This is a genomic window from Halobacterium noricense (assembly GCF_021233435.1).
GTDB classification, from domain to species: Archaea; Halobacteriota; Halobacteria; order Halobacteriales; family Halobacteriaceae; genus Halobacterium; species Halobacterium noricense.
Genome location: NZ_CP089469.1, coordinates 145,055 through 163,692, shown reverse-complemented (window position 1 = coordinate 163,692; position 18,638 = coordinate 145,055). Strand labels below are relative to the sequence as shown.

Below are 18,638 nucleotides of genomic sequence, written 5' to 3'. Positions count from 1 at the left end.
TCGACGGTGTAGCTCCACGGGAGCCAACACCAACTCCGTCTGTTGGGTTGAGTGGTCTGGACGTTCTAAGAGAGATGCTTCGTTTCCTACGTGGAGAGTCAGATTCTTCGGAAGTTGTTCTTGCTGTGTCTGAGTCATTGAGGTGGGAGAGTGATGTCCAAGAGGGACTAGCTCGCTACTCACCGAATCCTTGCCACGTATTGTGATTGGAGGATGGTGATCTGTATTATAATATTTTCAAAGCCCGCTAGTAATATTGTTTCGCTGGACCACCTCCAGTCTAACATTTCACTTCCGAGTTGTCTGATAACTCGGAAACAATCCTCTGATTTATCCGGTAAGCGGTCCGCTTACTCCCCTGACCAGCACCATTTAGTGCGAGGTTCTTTTAGGAGTCTGCATGAGAACACACACCGAGGTAACTACTCTCAAGGTGGCGGACGCTGTCGGCCGCAGGTACCGAACAGCGTACGCTCAGATGAATGACCCAGAAGAAAGCGGCGATAGGACGTTACGGAAAGTCTGTAATAGCTCCTGGCTCCCCGCCAATACTCCAGAAACGAGCGAGTGCCCAGATAGCGACGACCACGAGATAGGTGAAATCGATGACTAACACGAAAGCGTTCGTCGTGTATACAGACGGTCCGTCGGGATCCTATCCATACGGTGTCTTTACCAACCGTGAGGCCGCCAACGACGCCCGAGAAGCCATCATCAAGAAACTTGATTCCGGAATGAGCGACGTCCTTGATGACGAATCAAGAACACTAGCACACCAACTGGCGGGAACACTCGATGCACAGGTAAAAATCAAGGAGTGCGAGCTTCGCGATGAATTCATCGAATCTGCGATTGACGACCTCTTCGAGGACTATGACTAACGATGATCCAAACGAAGAGGCGGCGGGACATCACAAAGTCGTAATCCGAGAGAACTCCCAGGGAGAGCGTGACCTCGGCTACACTACTGGTTCAGATCCGCCAACGTCCCGAAGTCCGGCGGATTACGGATGGGGAACCGAGTTGAAAACGCCAGCATTCGACGATGTCCGCGACGTCGTTGACCTGGAGGCACACGAACCCGGGACGCATGTCGCCACGATTCACTACGACCTGGATGCTTGGGAATATACGGTAGAGTTCCTCGTCGAAACGAATCGAGGACCGGACAGCGATGTTACCTCCAAGTAAGCCTTGCAGTAGTATGTCTATCCGCTTCAATATCAGTGCACTTGACGGTAGTTGCGCGTTCTACTCGCCGGCTTCGACTGGGGACTTGTACTTAGATTTGACCTGATCGCCGGCCCGCCACTGATAGTAGTAGTAGCGGTTGTTGTTGATCTCCTTGGTGACGACGCTGGCTTTCGCAGGAACATCGACAGGGCGGTCGTTATCCTCCTGGCTGTCCTCACGCACGACATCTTCTTTGTCCATCTCGGCAGCTGCCTGTGCTGCTTTCCAGTCGGCCAGATCCTCAGCGTGCTCAGCGATCTGGCGAAGCGCCTCGGGACCCTGGCGATCGAGGCCATCGAGGATGTACTGGGCGATGTTGTCCGGTGGATTGGGGCGTGTGTGGGCCATCGTCTTAACCAACATTAGGATGACTAGGTCGTAATAGTGTTGGTTAAGACTGCCGAGAAAGGGAAACTACTGCAGGCGTTTCACAGAGGATACACCGAACGTGGACGAGTAGCCGTCACCGGGCGGTGTCTGATCGGCGCGCCAACCTTAACCAACACTTTGCACGTATCGGTTCAGATTGTTGGTTAACTCTGGCCGAGCCACTCTGAAGAGTCTGCAGAACGCGAGCGAGGGCAGGAGTTGTGGCTGGTTCGAGAAGCCGGTACAGGATAGGAATGTCTCCCCCTCCCCACCGCTTCCGCTGTTCTTTGGATCTTCTAGGTGGCAAGCTTCCCGCCGGTACAACTATCACTAGTTGATATCTGGTGTGGGTATCTCTGTTCACGCTGTTTGTGTCTCTGGCTCGTAGTACTGGATGGCCGATGGATTCAATACGGCACGTAAGAATTCCTTACGTAGAACTATTTAATGAGCACCGACAATCCTGAAGTAACCACCGTAACATCGAAAGGCCAAATCACGATTCCAAGCCGGCTACGGGAGGAATTCGGGCTCAAGAAGGGAACGAAGCTGATGGTCGTCCCAACCGACTACGGGCTCGTCCTAAAGAAACTCGAACTCCCGTCAGTCGAAGAGTTCCAACAGCGGGTCGAAGAGCGAGCCGAAACAGTTGAACTGTCGATGGAGGAAGTTGATGAGTTAGTGCATGAAGCGCGGGGATCTGGTGAATGAAGGCGGTTCTTGATACGAACGTACTCATAGCGGAAGCAGCGCGGAAACCCACCGCTTCAGGGGTGGGAGGCAGCGCGTCCGCTTTACTCAACAGTCCACTGACGATAGCCCGGCTGACTCCCCAATTCGGACTTAAATTTTTAAGTAATTCCAGATACCCATATGAGGTGTGGCGGTCGTTCGGAACATCCAAGTGAAACTCGACGTGCCCGACGGCGCTCACAGCGTCCTCGACGAGACGTTCGAGCAGTTTCGCTACGCCGCCCAGTCCGTCGCGGAGTATGGCTGGGCCGACGACCCAACCGAGATTCAGTACTTCACAAAGCCGGTTAGTTAGAACGTCTGCTTGCTGAGGATGTGTACTCCAACAAGCAAGCAGACGGTGAGATTCACGAGGACCAACTTCTTAACTTTCTCGTCAACCGCCTTGACGAGGAAGTTCCAATCTCTTTAGCAAATAACGCTGAAATCGCTGCTGAGGACATCTATGAGGTCCTCGTCGGCGCTTGCGCCGACGGGACCTCTGTCTCTACGCTCTGTGCGTCGAGCCAGAATACACCCACTGCGAACACGATCCTCTACCATCTTCGGACGAAGTTCGAGCCGGAACGGCTCGAACGAGTCGCTAACACGCTCCTTCGGAAGGATATCGATGAACTGCTCCCCAAGCAGGTGGAGGTCTGCGCAGACCTCCACCTGCGACCCTACTACGGTGACAAAGCCGACACAGACGGTCTCTATCACTCGGTAGCGAAGCGTGGAACCACCGCGTTCCACGCCTACGCCACACTCTACGCGCGTGTGACGAACAAACGCTACACGCTGGCGGTGCGCCGTCTCGAAGACGGCGACACCGCCAGCAGCGTCCTCGCTGAGTTCCTCGGTATTCTCGACGGCCTTGACACCGAGATCAAGGCCGTCTACCTTGATCGCGGATTCTACGACAGCAAGTGCCTCACGCTGCTTCAGACGCACGACTACGCGTACGTGATCCCAATCATCCGGTGGGGTGAGACGATTCAGCAAGAGCTCTCGGAAGGGTGGAGTCGTGTCATTCAGCACGATCTGACAGGGAAACTCGACGGCCACAGCTGGACCGTCGAGTTTCCCGTCTACATCGACTGTACGTACCTAAACGGGAAGTATGACGAGAACGGTGTGGCGCGTCACGGCTACGCCGCTGACGCGCCGTTCATCGACTCACCACGCGACGCTCGATACCACTACACCAAGCGGTTCGGTATCGAGTCGAGCTATCGATTGTTTGAACAAGCGATAGCGACAACAACCACACGAGATCCAACGGTACGGCTGCTGTACGTCGTGGTGAGTCTGCTATTACAGAACGTCTGGCGGTACCTTCACTACGAGTATGTGGCGACGCCCCGCCGAGGCGGGCGTCGCCTCTGGTGGTGGCCGTACAAGGAGTTCGTCAATATGGTTCGACGAGCTGCGTGGACGGCCCTCGCGGTGCGTCGGGCCGTCCCCGCGAATCGGCCACCTGACGACCGGTTCCACCGCTAACCACCGACCGAGCAAGCCAGCAAAGTGAGTGGCAACGCTGTCGCGTCGGCGGCTGACCGCCGCCGACAGCGACAGCTCTCCGTCGATCCGTCCGTAATCATCTCATCGAGACCATCAGTACAACCGCTTCGAGACAGAACTTAGGCCGCAGAAACAGCTAGCTGTGGATGCTTTGTGAGGTACTGAGATTATTACTGACCAGGGTGACCTCAACGCCGCCACCTATGACGACGTGCGCGAGGACACGGAGCTGCACTCCAACCATGTTCAGTCAGCGCGCAGCCTCGCGGCTAACGCTCTTTCGAACTGCCAAGATCGCATCTTCGAGGGCGAACCCGCAAGCAAGCCCACCTTCCGCGGGACGGTCCTCGTGTACAGCGTCCGCACCATTACGTACAACGACGACCACTGTACGCTTGCCACCGTCGATGGCCGCATTCGCGCGGAATACGTGACGCCTGAGGACGACGAAGGCACGCCGTTTGCGGAGTATTGGGATAGTGAGGAGTGGGAACGCAACGAGGCAACTCTCCACAAGCGTGACGGCGAGTACTACCTCCACGTCGCCGTCGAGAAGGAACTAGAGACGGATGCGTCAGCAGTCGAGAACGGAGCGGTTCTCGGCGTTGACCTCAACGTTGATGGCTCGCTTGCTGTCACCAGTACGGGCGCGTTCCTCGGGAATGCGGACTCCCTCAACCACAAGCGCAGCGAGTACGAACGACGGCGTGGTCGTCTGCAACAGACTGGCACTCGGTCCGCCCACCTCACCATCCAGAGTATTGGATCACGGTTCTCACGCTGGAGTGAGGATTATCTCCACCGTGTCTCGAAAGCCATCGTGCAAGAAGCGCGCCGCCATGACTGTTCGGCTATTGCGTTCGAGGATCTCGAGCAGATTCGTGACCGTATTTCGAACGCCAGTAAATTCCAGCAGTGGGCGTTCCGCACGATCCAGGAGTACACCGAGTACAAAGCCGAAGAGCACGGGATACTGGTGGAGTCGGTTGAGCCGGCGTACACGAGTCAGCGGTGCAGCCACGCAGCGTGCGGGTTCACGCATGAGGACAATCGTGATGGTGACGACTTCGAGTGCCTGAACTGTGGGAAGGAACTGCACGCCGACTATAATGCCGCCCGGAATATCGGGTGGCGGCTTCTCCAGCACTGGCTCAAGTCTGGTGCTGGACGCGCAAACTGTCAGGTTGCGCTGAAGTCAGGGACGCTGAACGCGAACGGCGACTATTCGCCTGCCGAGAGTATCGGCCAGAGCGGGAGTCCACTGACAACCCCACCGCTTTAGCGGTGGGTCCCTGACCTCAAGCGTTATCGCGGCCGGCGTCCCACACGACGTCGTCGTCAAAGGCTTTAGCAGTAAGTACCAGATCATCGTCTCCGTCGAGACCCTCACAGAGTTTCGCGAGACGCTCCTCAAGTACCCGGACCGGTTTGGAATGGACGAAGACGAAGTCCAACAGGAGGTCGAAACGATCCGCTATTTCGCGGAATTTGTCGAGCCGGATGAAGAGATCACCGCTGTTGAAGACGATCCTGACGATGACAAGTTCCTCGAAGCCGCTGTTGCTGGCAACGTAGATTATGTTGTCTCTGGTGATCAGCACCTCCTCGATCTAGATTCGTTCCGTAGTATCGAAATTGTCGACCCCCGAACGTTCTACGAGCAGCTCGAAGCAGAGTGAACCGCCTTAGAGCATTCGTCTTTAGCTAAGACTCACACCACGGTTGCGTAGCGGTAGCGAGCGTCTCTTGTAAGATCAGTCGTTGCTGGTGGACTTCTGTGCGTCTTCAATCAGCCGCTCCAGCAACGGCGGTGGCGAGTAACCGAGGTACCATCCGTCTTTAGCTAAGTCAAAACCGCGTGACAGCGACTCGAACTGTCGAACCCACGCGTACACCACAAGAAATCCGTAATCGGCATCATTCGTCCTTGCCACTGCCTACGTTACTCAGTCAATCAAGTTCTCCGTAGCCGTCTTCCTGCATCAACTCGGCGACGAGTTCCGGCCGCTCGTGAGCGAGCACCAGAGCATACTCTCGTGCGTCCGTTTTCGCCACGTCAGTCGTCCCAAGCTCTTCCGCGAGGTTATTGAGGAACTCGGTCTCGGTGTCTGCAACATCGTCGCGAACATGGATTTCCAGTCGCGTGTCGCGCTCATCGCCGACGTTACTCCGCCGCACGAAGTAAGGGTATGTTGGTGACTCTTCGGCCGAATCACTCTCAGTTTCAGACGATGCGTCTGTCACGCTACCAGTGTTGTCGGAGTCGCTGGAGCCGGTCGATGTCGTGTCGGCGTCCTGTTCGGGGGTGGCTGTGGGGGCTTCTCCGGACTGACTCTTGGCGTCAGTTTCCTCGTTGCCCTTAGAGTCATCCTCGAAGCTCAGATCACCAGAGCCCTTCTTCATGCCTCCCATTAGTTAGTCACCTCAGGTTCGTTTCCGAGTGCTGGCTGAAGTGTTACGTCCTCGTGGTCAGTGATATTCAACAGCAGTTCCTCATCGAAGTTCTCGTCGAAGGTTTCGGTCGCGATGAAGGCCGCTAGAGTCCACAGTTTCTCGAGTGTTTCCAGTTCCCGGTCGGAGACGCGACGCGGCCCCGGCTCGGAAACCATCTCGCCGTTGACTTCGTGGGTTTTCCAGCGCTCTTCGACGACCTTGAACGCAGACCCACGCGCTTCCCACATTTCATCCATCATGCTTTCGCGGTCACCGATTGAGACGGGCGTCGCGAATTCCTCCGTGGCGTCGAATTTGCGCTGGTACTGCTGGTGGGCGTTCGTTTGTCCTACGCCACTCGGCACGACGCAGGAAAGCCCGACCTGAATGTCGAGTTTCTCCTCCATTCCAGTGACCAGTTGTTCAAGGCCGTCGAGGCTCAAATTCCCCTTTCCGGCTGGCTTGACAGGCGCAACGAGTGTTCGGAGCGCGAAAATTGAGTTATACGCTGTACCGGCGCAATACCACACGGCCTTCAGGCCGTGGATACGCGCCGTCACTCAGTGGCACGTTCCACAGTCAATAGCAGAGCCGAGTTTCCAATCCTAACATTCAAATTCCAAGGACCGCTATACGTCGGTAAGGTCAGGTCGGAACGGAGCGGATTCCGAACCGTCCTTCGGAGGCGGTCTATCCGCCACTCAATGAGACAGTATCCGAAACGCCGACGCGGTGAACACGAATCCTCGAAGGGTTCGCCGTGTGCCCGTCGGCCTGAGCAAGCCCGACGATACCTCCGGGTCCGTTGACGTGTCAGCGACTCCCTACTGGCAAAAACAACAGCTGGGAGTCACCGACACTGAGGATAGGAGTAACAGCCGCTTGGCACGGCTAGACAGCCACCGACCACGACGACTGGGGTAGATGTGAACTCCCGTAAAGTGGCGGCGTCCGTGGTTGCAAACCTGTCACTCCCACCGCTCGGGATTCCTCCGCCTTCAGCCGGAGGAGGATGTCAAACAGCAGGTCTTCTGCTAGCATTCGGGTCGATCAGAACAGCGCCGTACTTGTTCTGCAGTTGTTCTTCCTTCCAGAGGAGGTCGTGGAGGAGTTCAAACCGGGGGTAGTCTTCTCTGTCCATGCTCTCCATCTGTGCCTCGTAGGTGATCTTCTGCTCGAGATTGCTGGTAAAATCACCAAGCATGTCGTGACTTGGAACGATGTCTACACCCTTGCTGCTGGTCTCGATGAGATCTCCAAATTCACCTTTTGGCCGTTCGAGGATGTGTCGGACGATGTTGTCGGCGTCTGGGTCGCCGCGATGTTCACCGACATCGAAGAGGGTCGTTAGGTTCCCTTCTTGTGGGTCCAGGTCGATGACAAGCGTGTCTAGGCCCGCGCGTTGGAATGCAACTTCCCGCTGGGCGTGGATTGGTTGAGCGTTGTCGGATTCACGTTTCCTGGAGAGAGATTTTCTCTTCAAAGATAGATGGTCTCGGGCACACACCCCAGGTGTCGAGTGTAAATCCATACGAGAAGCAGGAGAGACAGGCTGATACTCGCGTTTTTGTTCTGGAAGAATAGAAAGAAGGAGCTAGCCGCTCCTTTTCTCTTTTACTTTGTTGCAGTACGGTTATTGTTTTACTGCTAATGACTTATACCTTTCCCCTAGTATAGCCTGTTTTGGGAATCCCCACATCATCTGTAATCTGCTACTAATACTGTATAGCGTTGTAAGCGTCTTTACCTGGGTATTTTAGGGACTTACATTCGACACCTGGGGTGTGGGTGTCTCAGAACCGTGCCGTAATTACTGCCACACATGTCACGGTTTACACTCGACGACCGCCCCTCAATCTTCATCCGACGGATGGTGTGGGAGACTTCACTTAAATCCGACTATAGGGCGTAAAAGTCCTGATTTTCGGTGTTTACATTCGACACCTGGGGTGGAGGGACCTGTGGATTTATATGCATTCAACCGGGTGTCGAGTGTATGGCCGATAACACCGGGTCGCAACAATCACTCAACGACATCTGGGCGAGCGAGGACGCCATCTTCGCCAGGAAAGAACTCCTTGACATCGACCATATTCCCGACGAAGACCGAATCATCGGCCGTGACGAAGAAATCGAAGACGTTGCCTCCAGCATCCACCCCGCAGTCCGTGGCAAATCCCCACGAAACACACTCATTTACGGGAAAACCGGGACTGGGAAATCACTCGTAGCGAAACACGTCACACAAAGCGCCAAGCAATTCGCTGAAACCAACGATACAGACATGGGGCGTGTCTACATCGACTGCACGCAATCCACAACGGAAACCCGCGTTGTCATCAATATCGCTCGAAACCTCAACAGCCCAGAGGCAACGAACATCTCGATTCCCGTTACCGGACTCTCAACTGACGTCTACTACCACCGACTCTGGAATATCCTCGACGAACTGTACGATGTTGCCGTTATCATCCTCGACGAGATTGACAAACTCAAAGACAGCGAGATACTAATGCAACTGTCACGCGCCGGGGAAGCTGGGAAAGTCGACTCCTGTAAAGTCGGCATCATCGCCATTAGTAACAAGATCTCGTTCAAAGATACGCTCGATGAACGCGTGCTCAGCAGTCTGCAAGACCGGGAATTCGTATTTCCTCCATACGACGCTAACCAACTCCGAAATATCATGCATAACCGGTCTGACGCGTTCCACGATGGTGTTCTCACAGATGATGTGATTCCATTAAGCGCTGCATTTGCTGCGCAAGAACACGGTGATGCTCGGAAAGCGCTCGATATCCTTCGTAACGCGGGAGAGCTAGCCAAAGATGCTGGAGCGGACCAAGTCCTTGAGGAACACGTTCGAGATGCACGAGAGAAAGCGGACATCGATCGGTTCGCACAACTTCTCGAAGGGCAGCCACCGCAGATTAAAGCCACCGTGTACTCTCTTTCACTCCTCGCAGACAACAATCCTGACGACAGCGAATTTTCGACACGCCAGATATACGACGTATACAAGCAACTTACGGCACTCTTAGATATGGATACACTCTCACATCGGCGGATGGCTGACCGGCTCGGTGAACAAGTGTTCCTTGATATTCTTGGCCGGTCTGAACGCGTCGGTCGTGGCCGCGGGCAAGGTGTTACACATTACTACTTCCTGATGGAAGATCCGGAGGTCGTTAAGCAAGTTATTCACCAGGATGACCGGTTTGCTGACGTCAATAACGTGAGCATTTAACGTGCTAGGAGCAGACAACTGATTTCATTCGACACCTGGTGTGTCCCACCGCACTCTGTAACATTGCCAGCTCCGCGGGGCTTTCTAATACTGTCGTACATACGTCAGACACGTCGTTATGAGGCATTTACATTCGACAGTTGGGGTGGTGAACCACCCAGCCTGCTCGCTCACAGCGATGCGGCTCGCTCGTCTAGAATGTGAATTCTTCCTTGATGATGCACTTTACAGCCACTGAATGGCATGCATCCGCGACCGTCGGGAATACTCTCTCCCAGGCGTATCTTTAGCCATCCTAGCCTACCAACTAAGCCGCGCTGAAGCATGTACACCAGTCAAATTGAGAACTGCTGAATGACGAAGCCTTCGAAATCCGATGAATGTGATGCCGATAACTGTTGAAAGCCGTCTCTCGGAAATCAGATTCGCGTACCGAGTTGCAAGAAATCTCCCGATGATTCCCTCAAGATCTCTGGCACCTAGCGTTACGAATGGAACGGATGATTTGTCACGAATTCCGTCTCCCGGGGTCAGCCGCGTTCGTGGTTCCCGGTCTGGTTGAGCGTTCGAGGCTGACAGCTTCCCGCGTCCGCGCGACCGCCGTCAACACCGGGTACGTCCACGACTCGTTCTCGTATAGGTACGCGCACAGGGAGTGGTCGTCGAAGCGAGGAACTGAGTCTCGTTGCTGAATCGTTCGCTGGCGGCGCTGCGCGACGGCGTCGAGCTGTTCCGTGAACGACTCGCAGTGCCACTCCGGAATTATCGTCGTGTCCAGCGCGGCGAAGATGTCCTTGAGATCCGTCCACGCCGATTCAATTGACCGTGCTTCCTCGTCGATGGTTTCGAGGAAGTTCTCACGTCTTTGCGCGGCTTCCGCTGCTACCTCTATGAGTACGTGCTTGTACGCCGCAGTGAACGACACCGACGACTCGGGTCGAACGCCCTCAGCAATCTTCGGGCCGAACTCGCCGGCGAGGTGTTCGATGAGCGATTCATCGTACGTGTCGTCGTAGTGTGGCATGTTTAGGACAGTTTCGTGGTAGGCAGTACGAACGCGGTCGACTCTGTCGGTCGTAGACGCGTGATTCGAAATTCGTGTCGCCCGGTCCGGCGACGTCGACGGTGCCGGGTCGATGCTGTCCAGGCGCTCGCGGAACGCCTCGAAGGCGTCTCGTTCGACGATTACTTCGGCGTGCTCCCGATTGAGGCGGGACTCGGCCGTCGACAGCGGCGCGAGCACGTGCTGCTGGAGAGAGTCCACGAAGTACTGTGGGTTCCGTTTACTATCTGCGTCGCTCATATGTGTGTTTTACAGTAACATGGTGCAAAAATCTACTGCCGCAAACCATTCGAGTGCCGAATGTTACGTCATTAGCACGATGACCTTGAGATCACCGTCGAGAATACCATCACCATTCTCGCGGAAAGCCATCCATGACTGGCTGGGGGAAATCTGATCTACAGCCCGCCAGCGATGCGAGTCCGGATTAGATTATGGTTGACGAAACGGTGATCCGCATCGACGGCCAGCAGTACTGGCTGTACGCTACCGTCAATCCCAACTCGAACAATCCTGCATGTACGGCTGTTTCCGACGACAACAACGGTATTGACTGAACAGTTCCTGCAGGAGTTACGCGAGAAACACGATAGAAGACGCGGTGTTTCTGGTTGATCACGCCCAGCATCTCAAAACAGCACTCCAGCGATTCGGGCTTCGATTCCAGAACGTTCGTCATGGGAATCGGAATGCTGTCGAACGTGTTTTTCGAGAGATAAAACGACGGACTTCCTCGTTCAATAATATAGTAGACGTTAGAAGTAATTGCTCACTTTTGGAACGGAGACCTGGTTGAGAGCGGTATCGATTGCGGTCGTTAGCTCGTCGAGTGAGTCAAAGAAGCGGTTGCTCAGAGCTGCTTGCAGCTGCCGCCAGCACTCTTCGACAGGATTCAACTCCGGCGAATATGATGGTAACGTCACGAACGCGAGGTCGTCACGGGCCGCCAGGTCCGTGACCGCCGACGCCTGGAAGTACGGCGCTCCATCTAGGACGACGAGCAAGTCATCTTCGAATTCTTCGCATAATGCGAGAATGAAATGTTTCGCGTGTTCGGCGGTGACGTACTCTTCGAAGCGGGAGAAAAAGCGATCACCGTCCTCGGTGATCGCGCCCAATAGACACGTCCAGTCGCGTTGGCCAGAGAGTTCCACGGTGGGCCGCGTGCCGCGCGGAAACCACGCGGCACGCGGCTCAACTTGCACGGATTTCTTCGTTTGATCGATGCAGACTACGGTGGCGTCCATCTCCGCTCGCTTTTTTAAGCTCGTCGTGGAACGCTTCGTGCTCGTCTTCGTCGGCTTCGGCGGCTGAACGGCGTGGTTTTTGATAGGTTAGTCCAGCTTCTTTCAACAGCCGCCGACAACTCGGATAGGAGTACTCGACGCCGTACGTGTCTTCAAGATACTGTTGGACGAGCGCCGGCGTCCACGCCGGCGCGTCGATCCCGACCTCTTCAGGTGGGTCGTGAACCGTGCGTTCGAACTCTTCTTGCTGTGATTCTGAGAGTTTACGCTTTCTCCCAGTTCGTTTATCATCAGCAACGGCTTGCTCAAGCGACTCGTCGGTGTCGAGTCGGTTGAGCCAGCTGTAGATGGTCCGTCGCTGCACGTCGTACCACTCGGCTAGCTCGGTCTGCGTTACACCATTCTTGTACGCGATTGCGGCTAAGAGCCGTTGTGTCGGCTTCTTTCCGTCCACGTTGTCGAGAGCGTCTTGCAATTCCTCGACGGTGATCTCGTCGAGATGATTCACTAGCTACTGCAACTATCTCTGAGTAAAAATTTCTACCGGTTACTATAGTTTGGTTGGGTCCAATTCCACGTCCCACAGTATCGAACATGATTGTATTATTTCACGCTTGTACGGGCCCAATGCCGTGGGAATCTATCTTATCGTGAAAAATCTCGTGGGGAAGTTTAATATGGTGCCACTTAATTGGCAGACTACACAGCCACAGAGTGATGTAAATCACTTCTGCCGGCAGAGATATCCATGAATGACAATACACCGGATGTTCTCGTCCTGCGATCCAATACGCACGGGCTTCACGCACGTGACTACGCCGACTTGCTCGCAAATCGGTTACCGAATCATGATGTCCAGCTTGCGACAACCTCAGTCGAAGAGCGTGAGCTCATCGAACATGCAACGGTCGTCTCCGGCGTCGACATCGACCCGGAATTACTAGAACACGCGAAAGACCTCCAGCTGTTCGCCGGTATTGCAGCGGGATACAACCACCTCCCGTTAGATACCTTCGACGAGATGGGTATCGCAGTAACCAACGCATCCGGTATTCACGCACCCAATATCGCAGAACAGGTTGCTGGATACATACTAACCTTCTCACGCCAGCTCCGCGAGGGCCAGGAACGCGAACAGCGTAATGAATGGCGTCACTATCAGGCGGAGGAATTGATGGGGAGTACAGTCACCGTCGTCGGCCTGGGCTCCATTGGGTCCGCAGTCGCAGAACGGCTGTCGGCATTCAAGGTTGAGACAATCGGGGTCAGATACACACCGGAGAAAGGCGGTCCGACAGATGAAGTGATCGGCTTTGACCAGGCGGACTTTGAGCAGGCTCTCGCTCAAACGGACTACCTCATTATCGCAGCGCCGCTTACCGACACGACACGCGGGTTACTCTCCGAGGAGGAATTCACGACACTTCCGTCGGACGCCCGAGTGATTAACGTCGGTCGTGGGAAGATTATCGACACGGATGCCCTCGTTACCGCAATCCAGCAGAATCAGATCGACGGCGCCGCACTCGACGTTACCGATCCCGAACCGCTCCCGGCCGATCATCCACTATGGGACTTCGAGAACGTCATTATTACACCCCATAATGCTGGCCATAGTCCGAAGCACTGGGACCGCCTGGCAGATATCGTCGCAGAAAACGTTACCCAGCTTTCGGAGACGGATCGGGACAATTCCCTGAAGAACCTCGTACAGTCTTGATTCACTGAGGTCGCCCTCCTTTTCGCGGTCTGGTTTCATTGATTCGTTATTGATGCCAAATTGTCCGTGATGCGGTTCAGGGTATGAGTTCAACAATATTGACCAACTGATTCCGCCGTGACGACGTAGATACAATTAAAGCATTGAAGCAAGGTAGTGTCTATATGGTCGCTGATCCCTCAAATGGCGCGAAAAAGACACTGGGTTCAGTCAATAAAGCGTTCGACATCCTTGAACAGATCAAGTCTGAAGGGAGTGTTGGGCTATCGGAACTGGCCCACAATCTGGATCTCCCAAAAAGCACAGTTCATATCCATCTTCAAACACTGCAGAACAGGAATTTCGTCGTTCAAGATGGTGACGAGTACACCCTGAGCTATCGATTCTTAAACTACGGTGGTGAATTGCGAAATCAGTCAAAATTATTTCGAGCCGCAAGATCTGAGGTGGACAAACTTGAGGAGACAACTGGTGAAGTCGCTAGTCTTGGGATTGAGGAAAACGGACTTCGAGTTCTGATTTACAAGTCCGAAGGTCGTGATTCGATTCACGATAACGCACCGGTTGGAGAGTACACACATATGCACTGGACAGCGCTCGGAAAGGCTATTCTTGCACACTACTCTATCGAACACGTCGAATCTATCGTTGACGAACGTGGGCTTCCGCGTGCGAACGAACACACCATTACGGACCGAGAGGAACTGTTTGAGGAACTAGAGCAAACAAGAGAGCGCGGATACTCCGTAGAGGACCAGGACCGACGGCAGGGTGTGCTCACTATCGGCGCCCCTATTCACAGTCGTAGTACGGACGACATTATCGCCTCTGTCTCGGTTTCCGGTCCAAAGAACCGAATGGAGGAAGACAATCGGTTTAACGAAATAGTCACGGCCGTCAAGAAGGCGGCGAATGTGATCGAACTCAGTTATTCACATTACTGAGTGTTACTGTCGACTCGATAGAGCATCCGATACTATTCAATATAGTTGGATGGGATCAGATATTGCCTCATCCTCTCGAAGGAATTACACAGGTATGCTTGTAATAGTAGGGGTTCGACCCGGCATTATATCCGGTTAGGAGCTCCGATTTACGCGTGTCTTTCCCTGATCTTCGTCATAACCGCCAACTATGCCACACTGGCCAATTCTAAACCCACAGAACCCGGTCAACATCATTGACCAAGAACTGATTCCCCAGCCAACAGATTCACTATAGGGCACTGTCTAGTTGAGTTAGTTTGAGAAGCGAGTAGATCGTTGAGTTTTTGTCCAAAGATGCTCGCAGACCTGCTCAGCGAGCGCTATGAACCGGATTTAGAAGAAACTTAGGAGAATGAGCGGACGGCGACGCCCGTCAGGGTGTTCGCCGTCCGCCTCCACCAGACCGGTTGTTCACTTCGAGAAACAACAACGATCTTAGCTGAATTAGGCGTTGAACGCTCTCATGGCGCGGTTTGGAACTGGGTTCATCGGCTGGCTGACAGCGGATGAGACCCGCCTGAGCGCAGCCGAAGCGGGTCGCGGTTGACGAAACCGCTGTCAAGATTAACGGTGAGTGGTCTTAGTTATACGCTGCAATAGACACCGAGACAAAGTTGATTCTTGACGTCGCATTATTTGGTCGGCATGGGACTGATCCGGCCGCTGCGTTTCTGCATCGGCTCAAGGAGAAACACGATCTCTCCGATGCTGAGTTTCTGGTTGATTAATTCGGCTATCGGACTTCCCTCTCTCGATTAGGATTGAGCGGTCAGGTCAACTATACCGAGCGAAACCTGATCGAAAAGTGGTTTCACACCCTCAAAATGGGGGTCGACCACTTCCATAATTCGTAGGTTGGCAGTCGGTCAAGCGTCCAAGAGTGGCTTGAACAGTTTATGCATTACTACAACCACCACAGACCGCATCAAGCTCTCGATGGAAAGACACCGATCGAGGAGGTCCAGAACAATAGTCAGTACATCACAAAGCCGCTTAGTTAGAACGTCTGCTTGCTGAAGGTGTGTCTACGACCCAGCAAGCAGACAGTGAGATTCACGAGGACCAGCTCCTTAACTTCCTCGTCAACTGCCTTGACGAGGAAGTTTCTCTCAACCTCGCCAACAACGCTGAAATCGGTGCAGAGGACATCTACGAGGTCCTCGTCGGCGCGACCGCCGACGGGACCTCGATCTCGACGCTGTGCAACTCCAGTGAAGACTCCCCATCGGCGAACACGATTCTCTATCATCTACGGACGAAGTTCGAGCCGGAACGGCTCGAACGCGTCGCTAACACGCTTCTTCGCCGAGACATCGTCGAACTGCTCCCCGAGCAGGTGGAGGTCTGCGCAGACCTCCACCTGCGGCCCTACTACGGTGATGAAGACGACACGGAGAACCTCTATCACTCGGAAGCCAAGCGTGGAACCACCGCATTCCACGCCTACGCCACACTCTACGCGCGTGTGAAGAACAAACGCTACACGCTGGCGGTGCGCCGTCTCGAAGACGGCGACACCGCCAGCAGCGTCCTCGCTGAGTTCCTCGGTGTCCTCGACGGCCTTGACACCGACGTCAAGGCCGTCTATCTTGATCGCGGATTCTACGACAGCAAGTGTCTCACGCTGTTACAGACGCACAACTACGCCTACGTTGTCCCGATCATCCGGTGGGGTGAAGCGATTCAGCAGGAACTCTCGGAAGGGTGGAGTCGCGTCATCCAACACGATCTGACGGGGAAACTCGACGGTCACAGCTGGACCGTCGAGTTTCCCGTCTACATCGACTGTACGTACCTGAACGGACGGTACGACGAGCACGGCGTGGCGCGTCACGGCTACGCCGCTGACGCGCCGTTCATCGAGAATCCACGCGACGCTCGATACCACTACTCGAAACGGTTCGGTATCGAGTCGAGCTATCGGTTGTCTGAGCAAGCGATAGCGACGACAACGACGCGAGACTCCACGGTGAGACTGCTGTACGTCGTGGTGAGTCTGCTGTTGCAGAACACGTGGCGGTATCTGCACTACGAATACGTGGCGACGCCGCGCCGAGGCGGGCGTCGCCTCTGGTGGTGGCCGTACAAGGAGTTCGTGAATATGGTTCGACGGGCAGCGTGGACGGCCCTCGCGGTGCGTCGGGCCGTCCCCGCGAACCGGCCACCAGACGACCGGTTCCACCGGTAGTCACCCACCGAGTACGGCGTCTCCGCAAGTGGCAACGCTGTCGCGTCGGCGGCTGAGCGCCGCCGACAGCGACAGCTCCGCCTTCGATCAGCGTTGCTCAACCGTGATCGACGACTCACCACAACAGAACAGATGGCTCAAGTCGGATTAGCCGGCGATGCTTTGTGAGGTACTGATAGTAGGCGTTAGAAGTAATTACTCACTTTTGGAACGGAGACCTGGTTGAGAGCGGTATCGATTGCGGTCGTTAGCTCGTCGAGTGAGTCAAAGAAGCGGTTGCTCAGAGCTGCTTGCAACTGTCTCCAGCACTCTTCGACAGGATTCAACTCCGGCGAGTACGGTGGTAACGTCACGAACGCGAGGTCGTCACAGGCCGCCAGGTCCGTGACCGCCGACGCCTGAAAATACGGCGCTCCATCTAGGACGACGAGCAAGTCATCTTCGAACTCTTCACATAATGCAAGAATGAAATGTTTCGCATGTTCGGCGGTGACGTACTCTTCGAAGCGGGAGAAAAAGCGATCACCGTCCTCGGTGATCGCGCCCAATAGACACGTCCACTCACGCTGTCCGGAGAGTTCGACTGAGGGCCGCGTGCCGCGTGGAAACCACGCGGCACGCGGCTCAACTTGCACAGATTTCTTCGTTTGATCGATGCAGACTACGGTGGCGTCCATCTCCGCTCGCTTTTTTGAGCTCGTCGTGGAATTCTTCTTGTTCATCTTCGTCGGCTTCGGCGGCTGTGCGGCGTGGTTTTTGATAGGTTAGTCCAGCTTCTTTCAACAGCCGCCGGCAACTCGGAGAGGAGTATTCGACGCCGTACGTATCTTCGAGATATTCTTGGACGAGCGCCGGCGTCCACGCCGGCGCGTCAAGCCCGACCTCTTCGGGCGGTTCGTGAACCGTGCGTTCGAACTCTTGTTGCTGTGCTTGTGAGAGTTTTCGCTTTCTCCCAGTTCGCTTAGCATCAGTAACAGCCTGCTCAAGCGACTCGTCGGTGTTGAGTCGGGTGAGCCAACTGTAGATTGTTATCCGATGAACGTCGTACTACTGGGCTAGCTCAGCTTGCGTGACACCGCTCTTGTACGCAATCGCGGCTAACAACCGCTCTGTTGGCTTCTTTCCCTCCACGTTGTCGAGAGCATCTTGTAGCTCTTCGACGGAGCTCTCGTCGAGGTGCTCCACTACCTACTGCAACAATCTTATCGCAAATAATTCTAACGACTACTATAGTATGGCCAGCCACCAGTGGAATGAATCCGTCGCCTCCGACCCGACGATTATCAATCGAGCGCCAACCGGAACAAAAGACGGGACGTGGACGATAACCGGCGGTATCAGTGTCTCGATCGGGACCGACACAAGTGGGAGTGGATCCCTCTCGGCATCGTACTCACAGCCCGACCTCTACTTCTCCTCCACTGGAAGCTCAGAAGTCACGGAGCTAAACTGGAGTTATAACTCTTCCTCCGATGATATCACCTGGCAGAAGGACTATCTCTCCATCTGCGACCTCGGGACGAGTATCGACTACAGAGAGACAATTACGGCCGATCACTACGAAGCCGACTTCGACAACGGCCCAGACGCGTCCAACACGCAGTACTGGTATGGAGTTCCCGGCGGAGAAATATAGGGGTCTTTAGGCCTGTTGAATCCCTTCTTTGGTGATACTCGGAGAGGGGTCAATATGAGAGGTAGTGTATTGAGTTGAGGCGTCCGGAGTAGTGTCGTCTGGTGAGTGGTTTGTAGAAATCCAAACGCCGAATCTCTCGAACGTCACGCCCAGAATTTGATATAGCAGAATATACTTTATACTAGTATGGGTATCGACTACTCAACGGATAGGGACCTGGAAACCGTCGAAACCGACGCATTTCGGATCTAACCCTGATG

The 18,638-nt window shown here is 54.7% G+C and carries 16 protein-coding genes and 6 pseudogenes; 14 read left to right on the top strand and 8 right to left on the bottom strand.

What is annotated here, in order from left to right; translation table 11 throughout:
- Positions 1 to 605 precede the first annotated feature (605 nt).
- Both LT974_RS16345 and LT974_RS16340 read left to right on the top strand, forming a co-directional pair.
- Positions 606 to 881, top strand: coding sequence for a hypothetical protein (locus tag LT974_RS16345; protein ID WP_232590684.1), 276 nt, complete (start codon positions 606 to 608; stop codon positions 879 to 881).
- Positions 874 to 1,191: a hypothetical protein gene (locus tag LT974_RS16340; RefSeq protein WP_157534049.1), complete on the top strand. Its 318-nt coding sequence runs from the start codon at positions 874 to 876 to the stop codon at positions 1,189 to 1,191. The genes LT974_RS16345 and LT974_RS16340 overlap by 8 nt, the downstream gene beginning before the upstream one ends.
- 60 nt (positions 1,192 to 1,251) lie before the next feature.
- On the opposite strand, the gene LT974_RS16335 is transcribed toward LT974_RS16340, so the two are convergent.
- On the bottom strand, positions 1,252 to 1,596 hold the full coding sequence (locus tag LT974_RS16335) for a hypothetical protein (protein WP_232590683.1): 345 nt from the start codon (positions 1,594 to 1,596) through the stop codon (positions 1,252 to 1,254).
- A 453-nt stretch (positions 1,597 to 2,049) separates the two neighbouring features.
- Between LT974_RS16335 and LT974_RS16330 the strand changes: the two genes are divergently transcribed.
- The 5 genes from LT974_RS16330 (at position 2,050) to LT974_RS16310 (ending at position 5,537) form a co-directional block, all read left to right on the top strand.
- The gene (locus LT974_RS16330) at positions 2,050 to 2,313 is read left to right on the top strand and encodes an AbrB/MazE/SpoVT family DNA-binding domain-containing protein (protein WP_232590682.1); all 264 of its coding nucleotides are present in this window, start codon (positions 2,050 to 2,052) and stop codon (positions 2,311 to 2,313) included.
- 169 nt (positions 2,314 to 2,482) lie between these two features.
- Complete coding sequence (locus tag LT974_RS16325; protein WP_232590681.1) at positions 2,483 to 2,650, top strand: hypothetical protein; 168 nt, start codon at positions 2,483 to 2,485, stop codon at positions 2,648 to 2,650.
- A gap of 20 nt (positions 2,651 to 2,670) precedes the next feature.
- Positions 2,671 to 3,837, top strand: coding sequence for an ISH3 family transposase (locus LT974_RS16320; protein ID WP_232587224.1), 1,167 nt, complete (start codon positions 2,671 to 2,673; stop codon positions 3,835 to 3,837).
- 187 nt (positions 3,838 to 4,024) lie between these two features.
- Positions 4,025 to 5,140: an RNA-guided endonuclease InsQ/TnpB family protein gene (locus tag LT974_RS16315; RefSeq protein ID WP_332840566.1), complete on the top strand. Its 1,116-nt coding sequence runs from the start codon at positions 4,025 to 4,027 to the stop codon at positions 5,138 to 5,140.
- A gap of 10 nt (positions 5,141 to 5,150) precedes the next feature.
- Positions 5,151 to 5,537: a putative toxin-antitoxin system toxin component, PIN family gene (locus LT974_RS16310; protein WP_332840565.1), complete on the top strand. Its 387-nt coding sequence runs from the start codon at positions 5,151 to 5,153 to the stop codon at positions 5,535 to 5,537.
- A 25-nt stretch (positions 5,538 to 5,562) separates the two neighbouring features.
- Here the strand turns inward: LT974_RS16310 and LT974_RS16305 are convergent.
- The 4 genes and pseudogenes from LT974_RS16305 to LT974_RS16290 all read right to left on the bottom strand — a co-directional run.
- A pseudogene (locus LT974_RS16305) lies at positions 5,563 to 5,696 on the bottom strand (IS4 family transposase); the annotation flags it as partial.
- A 112-nt stretch (positions 5,697 to 5,808) separates the two neighbouring features.
- Positions 5,809 to 6,270, bottom strand: coding sequence for an acyl-CoA dehydrogenase (locus LT974_RS16300; RefSeq protein WP_232590678.1), 462 nt, complete (start codon positions 6,268 to 6,270; stop codon positions 5,809 to 5,811).
- Positions 6,270 to 6,797 (bottom strand): annotated as a pseudogene (locus LT974_RS16295) (ParA family protein); the annotation flags it as partial. The pseudogene LT974_RS16295 and the gene LT974_RS16300, both read right to left, overlap by 1 nt.
- 490 nt (positions 6,798 to 7,287) lie before the next feature.
- Positions 7,288 to 7,723, bottom strand: a pseudogene (locus tag LT974_RS16290) (ParA family protein); the annotation flags it as partial.
- A 564-nt stretch (positions 7,724 to 8,287) separates the two neighbouring features.
- On the opposite strand from LT974_RS16290, the gene LT974_RS16285 reads away from it, so the two are divergent.
- Complete coding sequence (locus LT974_RS16285; protein WP_232590675.1) at positions 8,288 to 9,538, top strand: Cdc6/Cdc18 family protein; 1,251 nt, start codon at positions 8,288 to 8,290, stop codon at positions 9,536 to 9,538.
- 508 nt (positions 9,539 to 10,046) lie between these two features.
- Here the strand turns inward: LT974_RS16285 and LT974_RS16280 are convergent.
- Entirely contained in the window at positions 10,047 to 10,841 is a 795-nt protein-coding gene (locus tag LT974_RS16280; RefSeq protein WP_232590674.1) for a DUF7260 family protein, read from the bottom strand.
- 115 nt (positions 10,842 to 10,956) lie between these two features.
- Here LT974_RS16280 and LT974_RS16275 point away from each other — a divergent pair.
- Positions 10,957 to 11,397 (top strand): annotated as a pseudogene (locus LT974_RS16275) (DDE-type integrase/transposase/recombinase); the annotation flags it as partial.
- Here the strand turns inward: LT974_RS16275 and LT974_RS16270 are convergent.
- Positions 11,357 to 12,356 (bottom strand): IS630 family transposase gene (locus LT974_RS16270; RefSeq protein WP_232590673.1). Its coding sequence is split into 2 segments (ribosomal slippage): positions 11,357 to 11,864 and positions 11,863 to 12,356, totalling 1,002 coding nucleotides; the frame shifts between segments, so codons are not numbered across the junction. The pseudogene LT974_RS16275 and the gene LT974_RS16270 sit on opposite strands and share 41 nt — an antisense overlap.
- 240 nt (positions 12,357 to 12,596) lie before the next feature.
- On the opposite strand from LT974_RS16270, the gene LT974_RS16265 reads away from it, so the two are divergent.
- The 4 genes and pseudogenes from LT974_RS16265 to LT974_RS16250 all read left to right on the top strand — a co-directional run bounded on the left by LT974_RS16265 (position 12,597) and on the right by LT974_RS16250 (position 16,742).
- Positions 12,597 to 13,568, top strand: a complete 972-nt coding sequence (locus LT974_RS16265; protein WP_232590672.1) for a D-2-hydroxyacid dehydrogenase — start codon at positions 12,597 to 12,599, stop codon at positions 13,566 to 13,568.
- A 164-nt stretch (positions 13,569 to 13,732) separates the two neighbouring features.
- The gene (locus tag LT974_RS16260) at positions 13,733 to 14,512 is read left to right on the top strand and encodes an IclR family transcriptional regulator (protein WP_232590671.1); all 780 of its coding nucleotides are present in this window, start codon (positions 13,733 to 13,735) and stop codon (positions 14,510 to 14,512) included.
- 336 nt (positions 14,513 to 14,848) lie between these two features.
- Positions 14,849 to 15,555 (top strand): annotated as a pseudogene (locus LT974_RS16255) (IS6 family transposase).
- Between the two features lie 20 nt (positions 15,556 to 15,575).
- Positions 15,576 to 16,742: an ISH3-like element ISH27-2 family transposase gene (locus tag LT974_RS16250; protein ID WP_012289254.1), complete on the top strand. Its 1,167-nt coding sequence runs from the start codon at positions 15,576 to 15,578 to the stop codon at positions 16,740 to 16,742.
- 185 nt (positions 16,743 to 16,927) lie between these two features.
- On the opposite strand, the pseudogene LT974_RS16245 reads toward LT974_RS16250, so the two are convergent.
- Positions 16,928 to 17,927: pseudogene (locus LT974_RS16245) on the bottom strand (IS630 family transposase).
- Between the two features lie 49 nt (positions 17,928 to 17,976).
- Between LT974_RS16245 and LT974_RS16240 the strand changes: the two are divergent.
- Positions 17,977 to 18,378 (top strand): hypothetical protein, encoded by a 402-nt coding sequence (locus LT974_RS16240; RefSeq protein ID WP_232590670.1) that lies wholly within the window; start codon positions 17,977 to 17,979, stop codon positions 18,376 to 18,378.
- The last annotated feature ends 260 nt before the right edge of the window (positions 18,379 to 18,638 follow it).

What these genes read in the sequence shown, in the direction of transcription:
- LT974_RS16345 (WP_232590684.1), top strand. Translation starts at nt 606, where the DNA reads ATGACTAACACGAAAGCGTTCGTCGTGTATACAGACGGTCCGTCGGGA.
- LT974_RS16340 (WP_157534049.1), top strand. Translation starts at nt 874, where the DNA reads ATGACTAACGATGATCCAAACGAAGAGGCGGCGGGACATCACAAAGTC.
- LT974_RS16335 (WP_232590683.1), bottom strand. Translation starts at nt 1,596, where the DNA reads ATGTTGGTTAAGACGATGGCCCACACACGCCCCAATCCACCGGACAAC.
- LT974_RS16330 (WP_232590682.1), top strand. Translation starts at nt 2,050, where the DNA reads ATGAGCACCGACAATCCTGAAGTAACCACCGTAACATCGAAAGGCCAA.
- LT974_RS16300 (WP_232590678.1), bottom strand. Translation starts at nt 6,270, where the DNA reads ATGGGAGGCATGAAGAAGGGCTCTGGTGATCTGAGCTTCGAGGATGAC.
- LT974_RS16285 (WP_232590675.1), top strand. Translation starts at nt 8,288, where the DNA reads ATGGCCGATAACACCGGGTCGCAACAATCACTCAACGACATCTGGGCG.
- LT974_RS16280 (WP_232590674.1), bottom strand. Translation starts at nt 10,841, where the DNA reads ATGAGCGACGCAGATAGTAAACGGAACCCACAGTACTTCGTGGACTCT.
- LT974_RS16265 (WP_232590672.1), top strand. Translation starts at nt 12,597, where the DNA reads ATGAATGACAATACACCGGATGTTCTCGTCCTGCGATCCAATACGCAC.
- LT974_RS16260 (WP_232590671.1), top strand. Translation starts at nt 13,733, where the DNA reads ATGGTCGCTGATCCCTCAAATGGCGCGAAAAAGACACTGGGTTCAGTC.
- LT974_RS16240 (WP_232590670.1), top strand. Translation starts at nt 17,977, where the DNA reads ATGGCCAGCCACCAGTGGAATGAATCCGTCGCCTCCGACCCGACGATT.